14 protein-coding genes are annotated in these 13,919 nt (G+C 59.0%); all 14 read right to left on the bottom strand.

Annotated elements, in window-relative coordinates:
* Nucleotides 1–185: 185 nt before the first annotated feature.
* Nucleotides 186–1,667, bottom strand: a complete 1,482-nt coding sequence (locus ACTWLJ_RS23805; RefSeq protein WP_445178703.1) for a GDL motif peptide-associated radical SAM/SPASM maturase — start codon at nt 1,665–1,667, stop codon at nt 186–188.
* A gap of 102 nt (nt 1,668–1,769) precedes the next feature.
* Nucleotides 1,770–2,351 carry a DUF1842 domain-containing protein gene (locus ACTWLJ_RS23800; protein WP_401212260.1) on the bottom strand — a complete coding sequence of 194 codons (582 nt, stop codon included), beginning with the start codon at nt 2,349–2,351 and terminating at the stop codon, nt 1,770–1,772.
* A 53-nt stretch (nt 2,352–2,404) separates the two neighbouring features.
* The gene (locus ACTWLJ_RS23795; RefSeq protein WP_445178702.1) at nt 2,405–3,037 is read right to left on the bottom strand and encodes a DUF1842 domain-containing protein; all 633 of its coding nucleotides are present in this window, start codon (nt 3,035–3,037) and stop codon (nt 2,405–2,407) included.
* A gap of 33 nt (nt 3,038–3,070) precedes the next feature.
* Nucleotides 3,071–3,256: a DUF1843 domain-containing protein gene (locus ACTWLJ_RS23790; protein ID WP_445178701.1), complete on the bottom strand. Its 186-nt coding sequence runs from the start codon at nt 3,254–3,256 to the stop codon at nt 3,071–3,073.
* A gap of 704 nt (nt 3,257–3,960) precedes the next feature.
* The gene (locus ACTWLJ_RS23785; protein WP_445178700.1) at nt 3,961–4,125 is read right to left on the bottom strand and encodes a hypothetical protein; all 165 of its coding nucleotides are present in this window, start codon (nt 4,123–4,125) and stop codon (nt 3,961–3,963) included.
* A 94-nt stretch (nt 4,126–4,219) separates the two neighbouring features.
* The gene (locus ACTWLJ_RS23780; RefSeq protein ID WP_445178699.1) at nt 4,220–6,349 is read right to left on the bottom strand and encodes a TonB-dependent receptor family protein; all 2,130 of its coding nucleotides are present in this window, start codon (nt 6,347–6,349) and stop codon (nt 4,220–4,222) included.
* A gap of 95 nt (nt 6,350–6,444) precedes the next feature.
* Nucleotides 6,445–7,314, bottom strand: coding sequence for an AraC family transcriptional regulator (locus tag ACTWLJ_RS23775; protein WP_445178698.1), 870 nt, complete (start codon nt 7,312–7,314; stop codon nt 6,445–6,447).
* Nucleotides 7,315–7,421: 107 nt separating this feature from the next.
* Nucleotides 7,422–8,417 (bottom strand): IS110 family transposase, encoded by a 996-nt coding sequence (locus ACTWLJ_RS23770; RefSeq protein WP_445178422.1) that lies wholly within the window; start codon nt 8,415–8,417, stop codon nt 7,422–7,424.
* Nucleotides 8,418–9,100: 683 nt separating this feature from the next.
* Nucleotides 9,101–9,595, bottom strand: a complete 495-nt coding sequence (locus tag ACTWLJ_RS23765) for a PaaI family thioesterase (protein ID WP_445178697.1) — start codon at nt 9,593–9,595, stop codon at nt 9,101–9,103.
* Between the two features lie 8 nt (nt 9,596–9,603).
* Nucleotides 9,604–10,764 (bottom strand): GGDEF domain-containing protein, encoded by a 1,161-nt coding sequence (locus ACTWLJ_RS23760; protein ID WP_445178696.1) that lies wholly within the window; start codon nt 10,762–10,764, stop codon nt 9,604–9,606.
* A 103-nt stretch (nt 10,765–10,867) separates the two neighbouring features.
* A complete protein-coding gene (gene ahr / locus ACTWLJ_RS23755; RefSeq protein ID WP_445178695.1) occupies nt 10,868–11,899 on the bottom strand; it encodes an NADPH-dependent aldehyde reductase Ahr in 1,032 nt (343 codons plus the stop codon).
* Nucleotides 11,900–11,980: 81 nt separating this feature from the next.
* Nucleotides 11,981–12,433 (bottom strand): hypothetical protein, encoded by a 453-nt coding sequence (locus tag ACTWLJ_RS23750; RefSeq protein WP_445178694.1) that lies wholly within the window; start codon nt 12,431–12,433, stop codon nt 11,981–11,983.
* Between the two features lie 41 nt (nt 12,434–12,474).
* Complete coding sequence (locus ACTWLJ_RS23745; RefSeq protein ID WP_445178693.1) at nt 12,475–12,876, bottom strand: hypothetical protein; 402 nt, start codon at nt 12,874–12,876, stop codon at nt 12,475–12,477.
* Nucleotides 12,873–13,841 carry a LysR substrate-binding domain-containing protein gene (locus ACTWLJ_RS23740; RefSeq protein ID WP_445178692.1) on the bottom strand — a complete coding sequence of 323 codons (969 nt, stop codon included), beginning with the start codon at nt 13,839–13,841 and terminating at the stop codon, nt 12,873–12,875. The genes ACTWLJ_RS23745 and ACTWLJ_RS23740 overlap by 4 nt, the downstream gene beginning before the upstream one ends.
* Nucleotides 13,842–13,919 lie beyond the last annotated feature (78 nt).

The following is a 13,919-nucleotide window of genomic DNA, read 5'->3' as shown; positions in this document are numbered from 1 at the left end:
GCTTGTCCTCTTTGCGTGGGATCAGACTAGGGAGGGGGCGGGTATCGGTAAAATATTATTAAGCTGGGATGTGAATATAAAATGCTGATGCAGAGGGACAAGGCCCTTTGAAACCGGGCCTTTCAGGCGAGGGGAAGGTTGGCCCGGAGAAGAAATCCGGGCCAGTAACAGATTTTTTTCTCAAGTCAGCGCTGTTGTGCGTCTCTGGTTAACGTACTCGGAGCGATTCCCAGCAGTCCGGTCAGGGTGTTCATGATCTCCTGTTGGCGCGCGCGATCAGACAGATGCACGGCTTCAGCGGCGGCGACATCGGCATCGCAATGCGGGCAAATCGTTTCGTCAGGCTGGATGTACTGCATGCAATGGCGGCAGAGACTCAGTTGCGTGGCGATTCGTCCTTCCTCCGGCGATTGCTGTCCCTGATTGATCCACGCCAGTTTGATTACCTGACCACTGTCACTGACGCTACTGACCTTTTCGCCGTTGTCGATGCGTTCGGTAATCAGGTCAAAACGCCCGACGGCGAAGGATTGCTGTGCCGCGTCCTCGACCTTGACGATGCGCTCGCGCAAGCCGCGTTTCTGCAATTCCAGTGCACGGTAATGGCAGTAAGGATTGTTGCCGGGTTTGCCGAGCAGTGAATGCGAAGTCCAGGTGCAACCGCCGCGACAGACGTCGTTGTAGTAGCAGCCACGGCAGTAGCCCCACAGATCATCCACCGAGCGCAGACGGCCGAAGTGCATGCCTTCGCTGTAATGCCAGATATCGTGCAGGCTCATGTTGCGCACATTGCCCCCGGAGAACCCGACGGTGGCCAGTGACGGGCAACCTTTCACCGTGCCGTCGGCCTCCAGCGCCAGCACTGTCTGGCCGGCTGCGCAACCGGTCCAGTGCACGCGTTCGTCACCGAACCCGCGCCACAAATGTTCATACGGGCCGTAATAGCCGATGTTATTGCCGACGTTCATCAGCAGGCCGCGATCAAGTCCCTCGCGGTAAAGCCGTGCGAGCAACGGCATCACTTCCAGCAACTGAAACGGCTGCATCAACAATTCGGGGTGATCCACCGCGTTGCCCATCGCGACCGTCAACTGGATCTGCCAATGGGTCGCACCGAGTTCGATGATGGTGTTCATCAGCTCAGGTAAATCCGGCAAGGTTGCCGCACCGATCTGCGTGTTGACGCTCACCGCCAGTCCCGCAGCCTTGGCCCGGCGCAGGGTGTCCACGGCTTTGTCGAATGAGCCCGCGACGTTGCGCACCGCGTCGTGCAGCGGCGCCAGTCCGTCGAGGGAAATGCCTACACCGTCGAGGCCCGCGTCGATCGCGGCCTGCATCTTCGCCGGCGTCAGATTGCGCCCGCCGGTCTGGATCGCGCAGTACATGCCGTGGTCGTGAATGGCGCCGATCAACTGCGTCCAGTCCTTGCGCAAATAGGCTTCGCCGCCGATCAGGGTGACTTCGCGAGTGCCGAGCGCAGCCAGTGAATCGATGACGTCCAGGCATTCGCGGGTATTCAGCTCATCGGGACGCCGATGGCCAGCACGGGAACCGCAATGCAGGCATTTTAGATCGCAGGCCAGAGTGATTTCCCAGACCACGTGCACCGGCACGTAGCGTTTGAGATCGGTGTCACTGAGGTAGCGGGCGGGGAGTTGGTCTGACATGGGAAATCCTTGCGCAGCAGACTGTGCGCGACACGAATGGATTGACCGTCGTTGAAAAACAAACGGGCGGAATCAGCGATGATCCCGCCCGTTTGAGGCCGGTTAGCGCGCTTCCAGCCGCGCGATTTCCGCGTGCAATTGCTCAAGGGCGCTGCGCAACGTCGCTTGATGAGCCAGTTGCTGCTCGCCTTGCTGCACCACTGATTTGAGCTGCGCCAGATCGCCGCTGGCTTGGGCTTGCTGCACCGCTACGGCATACAGCGGCAAGACTGGATGCCGCACGGGTTGCGGCTCTACCGTCGGCGCCTGATGCACGGCGACGTGTTTGACGTCGTGCCACTGGCCTTGCTCGTTGTAGCGGTAATCGACAAAACCGCTGGCCCAGTCACCACCGAGAATGCCTTTGAGATGGAAGGTCTCGGCAATCTGGCTGGTCGGGCCACTCGGGCTACCGTCGAGGGTGAGGATGATGTGGTTTTCGACGTTTGCCGTCAGTTTCGCCTCGGAGAAAGTGCCCCAGACCCGCGAGCGAAAATTGACTGTGGGCCAGGTGCTTTGAAAGACGCTGGCAATCCCGCTGACTTTTTTATGCGCGGTATCGACCAGCAGATCGAGGTTCAGGACCGGCGCGCCGAGCAATGAATTGCTGATGATGAGACGGGTGTGAAAAAGTCCAATCGACATGGTGCTACTCCCTTGAATGAATGCAAACGAGTCAGGCAGACGGGGCGCCCGGTTCAGCGGCTTTGCAGGCGGCTGATCTCGCTCTTGGCCGCTTCCAGTGCGCTTTTCAGTTGCGGTTGCTGGTCCAGTTGCTGTTTCGCCAGTTGCGCCAGATTTTTCATCTGCGCCAGATCACCGCTGGCAATCGCGCTTTGAATCGGCGCGCCGTACAGCGGCACGATTGGCGTGTGCGGATTGATCACCGGGCCCGGTTCGAACGGCGGGAACGCACTCGAACGCACCGAATCAACCATGCGCGCCGGGGCGTTGTTGACCTCGTGCCAGCGCTGCCCGTCGAAATATTGATAGTTCGCTATGCCGTCCTTCCAGTCGGTGCCGACCACCAGATGCAGCTTGAAGGTCACTATCGAGTTGGAAGCCGGGCCGCCCTGATTACCTTGGGCAGTGATCAGGATTTTGCTGACACCGGGCGACATGACCGTCATGTAGGTGTACCCGCCCCAGACATCGGCATGCAGATCGAGCGGTGGGTTGGTCGCCTGAGTGACAACGGATGTGCCGGTGACTTCAAGCTGGGGCGTGGAAACCAGCAGGTTAAGCGCCAGGCTTTGCGCGCCGGGTTGTCCCGTGCCAATCCGATAGCAGACCGGGAACAAGCCGACGTTTTGCTGAGTAGAACCAGACATAGTGATTGCCTCCATTGCAATGTGGGAAATGGCCTAGGGTTTTTCCAAACGGGAAATTTCCCCGGCCAGTTTTTCGTACGCAACTTTCAGATCTTTCGATTCCGGGTTCGCCGCGTCGCGTTGCTTCAACAACGACTTCATGTGTTGCAGATCGCCTTGGGAGATCGCGCTTTGGATCGCGACGCCGTAAGGGGGCATATTTGCCGTGGAACGGGTCATATCGAGGTTTCCTCATCAGTGCCGTGCAACCGCTCCGTGATGAACAGGAGCGTCTTACCTGATAGACAGGCAGCAGCGGTCGGCGAAAAAAACCGGCAACAGTTTTTCTCGGCGAGCAAACAGCCTGATCCGTCGGGATCTGATCAAACAGGGGTTTTCAGTGGGTGCAGAGGCGGCTTCAAAAGCGCCGGTTTCTGCACCGGCATCGTCAGCCGAAGCCGTTGGGCTTTGCTTCGGGAGCGTCGCGAGATGCCTGCCAGAGCGGCAAACATGGGGATTTCGCCTGTACGTTGGTCATCTTTCTGTCCTTGATAGAAAACAACGAAACACAGGGATCAGTTGAGCACTCCTCAAGAGTGCATAAAGAACCGCAAGCACCAAAACCATCCCTGATTTCTTACCGGATGCTGCTACGGACGAGCGTCCATCCAAGGCTCGTCAGTTCGCTGGCATATCGCCAGCCACGCAACCCTAGATCCGATTTTGCAGGCCTGCCAGAGAAAGCGCCGAACGGTCGTGTGCATTACGTTGGCGTTACCTGAAGGGCAGTCGTTGAGGGCTATCAAGGTTTTGATTTGCCGGGGTTTTGCGAGTTTTGGCGATTGTAGGAAGGCGACAAGAGGCTGGTGGATTCGTTTGCAATAAAGAATCCACCTGTCAGGCATTTTTCGTCGGTGCCCAGATCAAACCTTTGCTCCGGCGCATTAATTACCGTCAGCAACCTTGCGCTCGATCTCGTCGGTTTTGCGCTTGAGTTCCTCGGCAGCCTGTTCCTTGGCGTGGGTGGATGTCGGCGTTATTACCTCATCCACGACTTTGCTTTCATCGTCGGCAGTGGGGACAGGCTTGAAATCGTCGGTGCTTTTCATTTTTCATACCTCCATTGACCTGAACATTGGATACAGAGATATGACGCGAGTTCGAGATTTTTCAGGGTTGACCGATCCCTGCGCGAAACTCACTTTAAAGCAGACTCCATGAAACCCCGACATACACCCCCAAACCTTCACCCGGTGTAGACCGCGCCGCATCCAGCCCCTTGTCGTCATACCCCGGTGTGACGGTCGCGGCGTAGCGCTTGTCGGTCAAATTGCGGATGTCGAGCCAGGTTTGCCAGTCGTCCTTCGGCGCGTTGTAGCCCAAGGTTGCGCCGAAAATCGCATAAGGATCGGCGTAATAACTGTTGGCGTAATCGACTGCCACTTTCGAGACCATTTGCGTGTTGAATGCGGCGAAGAAACCCTGCGGCCAGTCGTAGCGCAGTTCGCCCTGGTAGTAGTGCATCGGCAGGCCCGGCAGGCGGTTGTCGCCGAAGCGTTCGTCGTCGCGGTAGTGGAAGTCGCTGAAGGTGTAGCTCTGGCGCAGGCTCAGTTTGCCGCCGTCATCGGGCGTCCACAGGGTGCTTTGCAGGCTGGCTTCGATGCCCTGATGCACGGTGGGGCTGGCGCTGAGTTCGTAAGGGGTGACGGCGTTGGCATCTGGCAACACCGAGAGCAATTCGTGGCGCACTTGCGCGTAGTACCAGGCGAGGCTCCACTGGCCGAGTGTGCTGTCGCCACGGCCGCCGAGTTCGAGGGTGGTCGCCGTCTGGTTTTGCAGTTTGATCGGATCGCTTTGCGCGCCGGTCGCCGGGCCGTTGCCGGCCGGGAAGCGAATGTTCGAGCTGTAGATCAGCGACCACGGATGCGGCGCTTCGACCGAGCGGCTGAGATTGCCGAACAGTTGCAGGTCAGGCGTCACCTGATAGCGCAGGCCCAGACGCGGCGCGTAGTCCCAGTCGTTCATGCTGGTCTTGCCGCCACTTTGCGGGTAGGTGACGTCGCTTTCGCGGCGGGTGTAAATCGCCGCGAGACCGGTGGTCAGCCACAGGTCGTTGGCGATTTCCAGATCATTGCCGACGTGCAGGACGGTGTCCGAACCCTGATAGGTGAAGTTGCGAATGTGTGTGCCCGGCGCGTAACCCGCCGTGTTGCCGGTGGGGATGCGCACCAGTTCGCTGGCGCCATCGTTGGGCAGGTGTTTGGTGGTTCGCAGGCCAATGATGCTTCGACTTTCCATGCCCCAAAGGGTATCGCGACGTTTGTAGTCAAACGTGCCGCTGACATCGGTGTACGCGACTTTCAGGCGATTCGGGCCTTCGCGCAGATCCATCGGATAGTCGTGATAGACGAGGCCGGTCTGGATGCTCGAATCGTCGTCGATGTAATAGGTGGTCTTGTTGCCGATGAAGGTGCTGCCCGGCTGTTTGCGACTGTCGTCGCGATTCACGTAGGCGGGGTTGGCCGCCCTTGGATCGTGCTCGATGGAGTGTTTGGTCACCCGTCCGGCCAGATCGTTGTCGGTCTGGCGATAGCGCATGTAGAAACGTGTTTCCAGGTTCGGGTTGAAGCGATAACCGAAGTTGGCGATCACGCCCTGGCTCTCGCTGGCGGTGTGATCCTGATAACCATCGGCGTTCGAATCGGTCATCGACACGTAGTAGTCGAAGTCGCCCAGCACTTGCCCGGAGCTGACCTGGCGCTGCTGATAACCGTGACTGCCGGTCGCGTAGCGCACTTGCAGCTTCGGTGCGTTGTACCCGGTGTGGCTGACGTAATCGACAGCGCCACCCAGTGCCAGCGCGCCCCGATCAAAACCGTTGGCGCCGCGCAACACTTCGACATGATCGAGCCACAGCGGCTCCAGCAATTCATAAGGCGTGCCGCCGGGGCCGGTCAGCGGCAGACCGTCGAGCATCGTGTACAGCCCCGACGCATGAGCCCCCGGCGCACGGTTGATCCCCGAGCCGCGAATCGAAATCTTCGTCCCTTCATTGCCCGCAGACTGCGCATAAACCCCCGGCTGATAAGCCAGCACATCCTGATTGCCGGCCAACCGACCCTGTAACGGCTGACGCATGTCGACCACATTGGTGCCACCGGGCACCTGCGCAAGCCGCGCCTCGGCTTCGGCGACGGAGGCGTCTGCGCCGCTTTGCTCCTCGGCCGAAATCAGCACCTGCCCCAGTTCCATGCCTTTCGGCTCCTCGGCCATGGCCGGACAGGCAAGGGCCAGCCCCAACAGAGCAGTGGGCAGGGATTTGGGCGCGGGCATCGAAAACTCCAGGCAGACAGAAACAGGCAATGAACAGTGCGACGCAGGAAGAGACGAGGGAAACACATGGGGATTTTGCTTTTTTGTCTGCCGGTTTACTTCAACGGTACATAAACATCTGTCTGCCATTGCTCCTGCGGTGTCTGCGGAAAGACGCTCAGGTAATGGAAAAACAACGGATGATCGCGCAGTTCTTCGCCGCTGGCGGGCAGCCAGTCGCGGTAGACCGGATAGATCGACTCGCCGATGTGGTCCGGCGAACCCACATGCCGCACCACCACGCAACGACCACCGGGAATGACGATTTCCCGCACACCGAACGTGTTGGGCGCGACCGACTCGTGAATCTCACCACAAATGTCGAAGCGAAAATCCTCTGGCGGCGTGGTGTCGGGGTTGTTGTAGGGAATGCCGAAGGTTCGACTCGACGCCACCGGCGACTGGCCACTTTGCATGCGCCATTCGATGAACTTGCTCACGCTTTGCTGGACCAGCCCCGGCGGGCCACAGTGCTCAAGCGCAGCGACCCTGACGGCGGGAAACTCGACGATTTTGGTGTGCATGATGACGCTCCTGGAAAAGTGAGGGATAGCGAACACCGCATTCCATATCTGCCAGTTCGGCTGCTTCCTGAAGGCACTCGGCGCCATGCCGAAGTCCCGTCTGAACGCGCGGCTGAATGCCTCCGGACTTTCGAAACCAGCGCCAGACGCGGCGTCGAGTATCGAGTGCTCCGGCTGCGTGGCCAGCCGATGTGCCGCTCGACGCAGGCGCATCAGTTGCACGTAGCGCGAAACCGGTACGCCGACGAACGCGCTGAACTGTCGATGGAAGTGAAACACCGAAAAATTCGCCACCTGACTCAACGTACTCACCGACAAGTCGCCCTCGAGATTGGCATCAATGTAGGCGAGGACGGCGCTGAAGCGCCTGGTGTATGCGAGGTGGGTCGGCATGTCAGACACGGGCGAAAAACTCCTGGAAGTGCGGTCTGCGATAGCGTCACCGATAACGGCAGGGGAGCGCCTAGCCGGGCTTGCTCAAGTTACCCCTGTAGATACTCTGTTCACGGTCAAGCTTTTGCGAGGTGTTTGTCGCTAAAAAGCTTGGCCGTATCAAAATCTTCACCCGCTTGCATGCAGGCCCACAGTCCGGTCAGGTACTTGCGCATGACCGCGACGATGGCCTGCATCTTTCTTTTTCCTCGCCCGATCAGCGCCTCGTAAAACGCCTTCACGTTACTGTCGCAACGTATGGCGCTCAGTGCAGGCATGTACATCGCCGAGCGTAGGTAGGCGTTTCCTCCCTTACTTATCCGTCCAGGTTTATCGATGCTGGTACCTGATTGCGTCAGTCGAACATCGAGTCCCGCATGTCGGCTGACTTGTGCGGACTTAAGCGTCACAGGCAAGGTCGTCAATTCCGCCAGTGCCGAAAATACTGAAATTTCGCCCATGCCCGGCGCGGCGATCATGTGTCCGAACTGAGCGCTTAGTGTCGGGCAGTTGTCGATCAGCGCCCGACCTGCGAGCCTGAAACGCTCAATTCGTTTGTCAAACGCGGCGATCGCTTCTTCTTCGTCTTCAATCAACATTGTGAGCGTTGTTTGAGTAGCCTTCAGCGCATGCAACTCGTTCTTGGCGCGGGTGCGGTGACACGTCAAACGATTGATATGCCTTCCGATAGCCCGCAACTCCAACTGTATGGCAGTGGGTGGCGTCCACAATCTTGGGCTCATGCGTTCGCCGTATTCGGCCAGTAACTGGGCATCGATTGCATCGGTTTTACTGTTTTTAAGCATCAGTTTGGCAAAGTTATGAAAGCTCTTGGGGTTGATCACCGAAACGGGCAAACCCGCAGCAGCGAGCTCCATGGCCAAATCCAGGTAATAGATGCCGGTGGCTTCCATCACCACGGATAAAGGCTTGAGCTGGAGCAACTTGTTGACCGCTGCCTTGCGCCCGGCGGGCGTTTGGTCGATGTTGCATGCACCTGCAAAACGACCGTCGTTGCGCCAGCCCATGGCCGTTGTGCGAGATCCCACATCCAAACCGACATGCATGCTCATGCTTTCAACTCCGAGTGAACTGGGTTAAAAATGCTTCCTGGTTCCCCTGACCTCGAACTTCATGCCACTGCAACCTTGTAATGCGAAGTCCGACTTGTCGGCTTCTCGATACTCTTCGTGGTGGGCAATGAGGCGGGGGGACCTCTCTACAGACAAGGTCAGGAGCAAGTCCTGCCTTCAGGAGCGATCGGTCTCCCCCAGAAACACATCTTCGTATGTCCGCACCAGCGAGCTTAGACTCACTCGACTGGTGTGGGAGCAACATACAAGGAGCAGCCTTCGGCAGCTCCTACAGGGGTATGCGTTTTTTCAGCTATCGTGCGCTGCGGCTGCCAACTGTCGGCGTTATCACTCGTTTACACCTTTGAGCTACTTTTGATGAAAAAGGCGCCGTCGACCAATACCGCTGTGGGCATGCTTTCTTCCTGATAACAAAACGCCCAAGGGTTTGGCACGTCCTGGATGGTTAGGACGGCTTACTGCCTTGGGCGGGATGGGGGCAGATTAGGTCTGGCTGACGGTGGCGTCAACCATGCCTTTTCAGTTTCACTTCGTTGCTCAGCAGTGACGACCAAACGATAAAGCTGAAGCACTTAGCGAACAAGCCGGCGCTTTCCGGGAAATTTGTAGGCAAAGGCGCATGGTTTTGTAGTCACGCAGTTTAAAAGTTACCCGCCCAATGCTCAGCGCCCATGCGCAGCGGCTGCCAACTGCTCGGTATCCACCCGCACAAACACCGAATCCCCAATCGCCGTCAGCACATCCCCCGCATACACCTCGCAGATCACCCGCGTCTTACGCCCGGTTTCACCTTCGACTTTCGCTCGCAAGGTCAGCGTTACGCCCATCGGCGTCGGTTTGATGAACTTGATGCCAAGGTTTCCGGTGACGCAGTCGATGCGTGGCAAGCTGCCGGGCTCGCGTTGTTCGGCGCGATAGTGGTGGGCCATCGCCGTCCAGTTGGAGTGGCAATCGACCAGCATGGCGAGCAAACCGCCGTAGACCAGATCCGGCCAGCCGCAGTATTGGGCGTCGGGGTTGTGCTCGGCAATCACATGGATGCCGTCCTCGTGCCAATGGCTTTTGATGTGCAGGCCGTGCGGGTTGCGGCCGCCGCAGCCGTAGCAGATGCCTTCGGGCGCGGCGAGGTCTTGCAGGGAGGTCTCGGGATTGTTCATTGTTATATTTATCCTGGAAATTTGAGTCCGTGGTTCATGCGCAGGCTGTCGCGACCGCCGCGTTTGGATTCGTAAAGCGCCAGATCACCTTGCTCAATCAACGCCGTCAGGCTGGCGGGCGGATGCTCGAACAAGGTGGCGCCGATGCTCAGGGTCACCGCGGCGGGCGTAGCGAATGTCTGTGAGGCGCTGCGCTGGAACTGGTCGCGCAGGGCCTTGCCCAGTTCGACCACGCGCTCGCTCGATGCGTTGTTCAGCAGAATCACGAACTCATCACCGCCCAGCCTCGCCGCCAGTGCATCTCGCGGCAGGGCCGAGCGAATCATCTCGCTCAGGGCGATGAGCAAACGGTCGCCAGCAGTGTGGCCGTACAGGTCGTTGACCAGTTTGAAGTTGTCGATGTCGATCAGCAGCAACGCGCCCGGGCGAGCGGGGGAGGCGTCGTGCAACAGGCGTGGTGCGCGCATTTCCAGCGCTCGCCGGTTGTACAGCGCGGTCAGCGGATCGCGGGCGGCGAGGCGGGCGATCTGTTGTTCGCGGCGGTAGCGCTCGGTGCCGGTCATCGACAGGGCGATCAGCATCACCGCCATCGCGCCTTCGACCAGCGAGATCTGAATGATTTCGCCACGAAACGCCGCCAGATCAATCAGCGTGCCCGGAATCACCACGGTCAACGCTTTCGCCACATAGAAAATCCCGTGCATCAGCAGCACATAGCGTAGCTGCACCGCGCCGACACTCAGCGACTTGCCGTGCGGGCGCAGCAGAAAACTCGCTCGTAGCGTCGACAGCGCCACCAGCAGCGAGTTGGCGACCAGCATGACCTTCGACCACTGCGGCCCGTCCGGCAACAGCAGCATGCCAAACCAGACGACGAAAATCAGATACCAGCCACGGGATAAACGCGTCTGAGTGAACCGCGCCACGCCGAGTAGAAACAGGAAATGCGCGGTGATCAGCAAGCCGTTGGCGAACCAGATGCCGATCAGCAAAAAGCCACTGACACGCAGCAGAGCGAGAGTCGAGCCCACGGAAATCGTTGCGAAACCGGCGCTCCAGAACAGCAGCGAAGGTTCACGAATGCTGCGCCATTCCACCGCCAGATACAGCGCAGCGGCTGCGGCGAGGGCGATGGAGAGCGTCAACATCGTTGGAGGGTCGAGCGGCATTTCTTGACTGGCCTGTCTGATGGGCGGTGAGAGAACGATTGTAAGCGTATACGCCGACTTTTCGCAGGGCTCACCGTCGTACAGACCGGCCACGCCAATTAATTTACTGACTGGCGTCCAGCACCACGCGGTAACGCGCCTTGCCGCTGCGCAAGTGATCAACTGCCTCGTTAACCCGGCTCATGGGAAACATTTCAACCTGCGGCAGAATCTGATGCCGGGCGCAGAATTCGAGCATGGTTGCCATGGTGCCGGGCGAGCCGACGGGTGAGGCGGACAGTGATTTCTGTTGCGGAATCAGATCGAAAACATGCACCGGAATCGCATTCGGCACGATGCCGACGAAATGCAGCCGACCATTGCCGCGCAAAGTGGCGAGCATCGCCGGCCAGTCGAGGTCGGCGTTGGCGGTGATCAACAGAAAGTCGAGGGTTCCGGCGATGGCTTTCAGCGCCTTGCTGTCGGTCGATGCGACTACGTTATGCGCGCCCAGACGCTTGGCTTCGTCCTGCTTGTTCAGTGACGAGGTGAACGCGGTGACTTCGCAACCCCAGGCGTTAAGAAAGCGCAGCGCCAGATGGCCGAGTCCGCCAATGCCGACCACGCCGACACGATCAGTAGGCTTGACGCCAAATTGCAGCAGCGGATTGAACACCGTCGAGCCAGCGCAGAACAACGGCCCGACCATTGCCGGATCAAGGTCGGCAGGCACCGGAATCGCCCACGCCCAGTGCGAACGCAAACGGTCGGCGAAACCGCCGTTGCTGCCAATAATGGTCGGTTGCGCAGTACCGCAAAGTTGCTGCGAACCGGTGATGCAGGAAGAGCAGTGCATGCAACTGCCCTTGTACCAGCCGATGCCCACACGCTGACCCATTTGCAGACCGCGCACCTGACCGCCCATACGCACGATGCGGCCGACCACTTCATGCCCCGGCACAAACGGATAGCGACTGATGCCCCAATCGTTGTCGATCAGCGACTGATCGGAATGACAGACGCCGCAGTATTCCACTGCGACTTCGACCTCTTCTTCGCCGAGCGTGCCGGGATCGTAGCTGTAACGTTCCAGAGGCGCACCCGCAGCGGTGGCGGCCCAGCCGTTGAAGGTAGCGGGTTCGGTGCTGTTGCTCATGGGTCACCTCCAGATCACAAAACCCAGGCGTTATCGCCCGGGTGCTGCGGCGCAGCCCGAGAAGTCTAGCTGGAGATCCGGTTATTTCCCGGCAGTTTGCCTGGGAATATCCCCGCAGAAAATATCCACGCCACCATCGGTCGCCGCTGAGCGCACCACCACCGAATAATCGCCAGCGAGCAATACCGACAGCGCAACCGGTGCGGTTCTGGAGAACGACCAGCCGCGCACCGCCTCGCGTTCGGTTGTCAGTCGGTCATTCAAGGCGTAGGCCACCGGACCGGGTTGCGCGCAACTGCCTTTATTGATGAACGCCGAGAGGCGCAAGGGCAGGGAGGCGCCGCTAGGTGTGCCGCTGACGAAGAAGTTGAAGCCGGTTTGTTTGCCCCAATCGGCGAGCGTGACATTGCCGATCTGCCCGGTGTTTTGCCGGGTGGCGTTCAACGTCACGCTCACTCCGGGGTTTGATGAGGTGGCACAGCCGAACAGGCTGGCGCCGATCACGAGCGAGGTAAGTGCGTTTCTGAGCTGCATGGCTGACCTCTGTTGTTGAGGAACTGCAATCGGCGTATCAATCAGAGCCATTCAAATGTCATTGGATTGTAGGTTGAGTTGGCGATTTTGCTGGCTTCCGGTTCGAGCTCCCATTGCTCTGAATCGCCGGAGACTTCACGCAGTATCCATTGCTGCGACCCGGCCCATGACAGCTCGATATATAGGCCTTGCAGCTCTTTTTTAGCAATCAACAGAGCAACTTCGTCCGCCGGGCCGGGGCACATGCCGCCGATGGCTAACGGCACACGCTGCTGGATCAGCTGTTGCAGCCTGGACAGAAACCGGGGACGAGAAGTGAAGGGCTCTCGATGCTCGCCGGCACCGGAAAATATGAATTCGCCTGACTCGGGGTTCTCCCAGTCGATCGACGCCAAATGTGTTGGAGGCGTGCCCGAGCCTTTCGTATAACGTAGTTTGATCACGGCGCGCTCCCTTTAAAAAGCTGTCCTTCATCAATCAAAACCTCCTCCATCGGCCAGCGGGTTTTCAGATTTTCGATCAAGTAATCGATGAACGCCCGGACCTTGGGCGTCAGCGCCGCACGCTCCTGCACGCAGGCGTAAATCTCCATCGGCTCAAAGTAGGTGTGCGTCGTCGATTGGCGGGTTTCAAACAGTGGCACCAGTTGTCCGCGCTTGATATAGGGCGCTGCGACAAACTCGGCGAGGCGGGTGATGCCCGCTCCGGCGATTGCCATTTGCGCGAGCACATCGATGTCGTCGCTGATTGCCGTTGCGTTGATCGGTGCGTCAAAACGCTGTCCAGCGCGGATAAAACTCCAGCGCAGAAAACGCCCATCCAACGGATAACGAAACGCCAGGCAGGCGTGGTGTTGCAGGTCTTCCGGGGTCTGCGGCCAACCGGCGCGTTGCAGATAGGCCGGTGCGGCGCAGAAGATGAACGGCAGCGAAACGATCTTGCGGGCGACGATGCCGTCTTCCAGCTGCGGCTTGATCCGCAGGCTCAGATCCACACCGTCCTGGATGTGGTTGATTTTGCCGTTGCTGACCGAGAGTTCGAGTATCAGCCGTGGATGAAGGGCGGCGAAACCGGCAATCAAAGGCGCCAGCACATGTCGGCCAAATGCCGAGGTGGACGCGATGCTCAAACGTCCCTGTAATTCGGATTCGGCACTGGTAATCGAGCTTTGCGCCGACTCCAGATCAGCCGCGATGCGCCGGACTTTTTCGTAATACACCGCGCCGTTTTCCGTCAGCGCCATGCTGCGGGTGGTGCGCTGCAACAGACGTACGCCAAGATGCGTTTCCAGACGATTAATCGTCTGACTCACGGCCGCCGCACTGACGCCCAGAGTCTTCGCCGCGCCGACAATCGAGCCTGCTTCGACCACTTTGATAAAGCTCGCAATCGCCGCTAACAGATTCATCCGTGGCCTGCCGTGAAGGGTTGATTCGTAAGTTCTGCTTTATAAAGCACCTGTGATTGGCCGTCTAGTTGAGGGTTT

The organism is Pseudomonas sp. McL0111 (genome assembly GCF_052567255.1).
This window is presented reverse-complemented; position numbering and strand designations above follow the sequence as displayed.

Excerpts from the sequence above, each read along its gene's own strand:
- ACTWLJ_RS23785 (WP_445178700.1), bottom strand. The coding sequence starts at position 4,125 with ATGAAAAGCACCGACGATTTCAAGCCTGTCCCCACTGCCGACGATGAA.
- ACTWLJ_RS23805 (WP_445178703.1), bottom strand. The coding sequence starts at position 1,667 with ATGTCAGACCAACTCCCCGCCCGCTACCTCAGTGACACCGATCTCAAA.
- ACTWLJ_RS23765 (WP_445178697.1), bottom strand. The coding sequence starts at position 9,595 with ATGAACAATCCCGAGACCTCCCTGCAAGACCTCGCCGCGCCCGAAGGC.
- ACTWLJ_RS23795 (WP_445178702.1), bottom strand. The coding sequence starts at position 3,037 with ATGTCTGGTTCTACTCAGCAAAACGTCGGCTTGTTCCCGGTCTGCTAT.
- ACTWLJ_RS23750 (WP_445178694.1), bottom strand. The coding sequence starts at position 12,433 with ATGCAGCTCAGAAACGCACTTACCTCGCTCGTGATCGGCGCCAGCCTG.
- ACTWLJ_RS23760 (WP_445178696.1), bottom strand. The coding sequence starts at position 10,764 with ATGCCGCTCGACCCTCCAACGATGTTGACGCTCTCCATCGCCCTCGCC.
- ACTWLJ_RS23780 (WP_445178699.1), bottom strand. The coding sequence starts at position 6,349 with ATGCCCGCGCCCAAATCCCTGCCCACTGCTCTGTTGGGGCTGGCCCTT.
- ACTWLJ_RS23740 (WP_445178692.1), bottom strand. The coding sequence starts at position 13,841 with ATGAATCTGTTAGCGGCGATTGCGAGCTTTATCAAAGTGGTCGAAGCA.
- ahr (WP_445178695.1), bottom strand. The coding sequence starts at position 11,899 with ATGAGCAACAGCACCGAACCCGCTACCTTCAACGGCTGGGCCGCCACC.
- ACTWLJ_RS23790 (WP_445178701.1), bottom strand. The coding sequence starts at position 3,256 with ATGACCCGTTCCACGGCAAATATGCCCCCTTACGGCGTCGCGATCCAA.
- ACTWLJ_RS23770 (WP_445178422.1), bottom strand. The coding sequence starts at position 8,417 with ATGAGCATGCATGTCGGTTTGGATGTGGGATCTCGCACAACGGCCATG.
- ACTWLJ_RS23800 (WP_401212260.1), bottom strand. The coding sequence starts at position 2,351 with ATGTCGATTGGACTTTTTCACACCCGTCTCATCATCAGCAATTCATTG.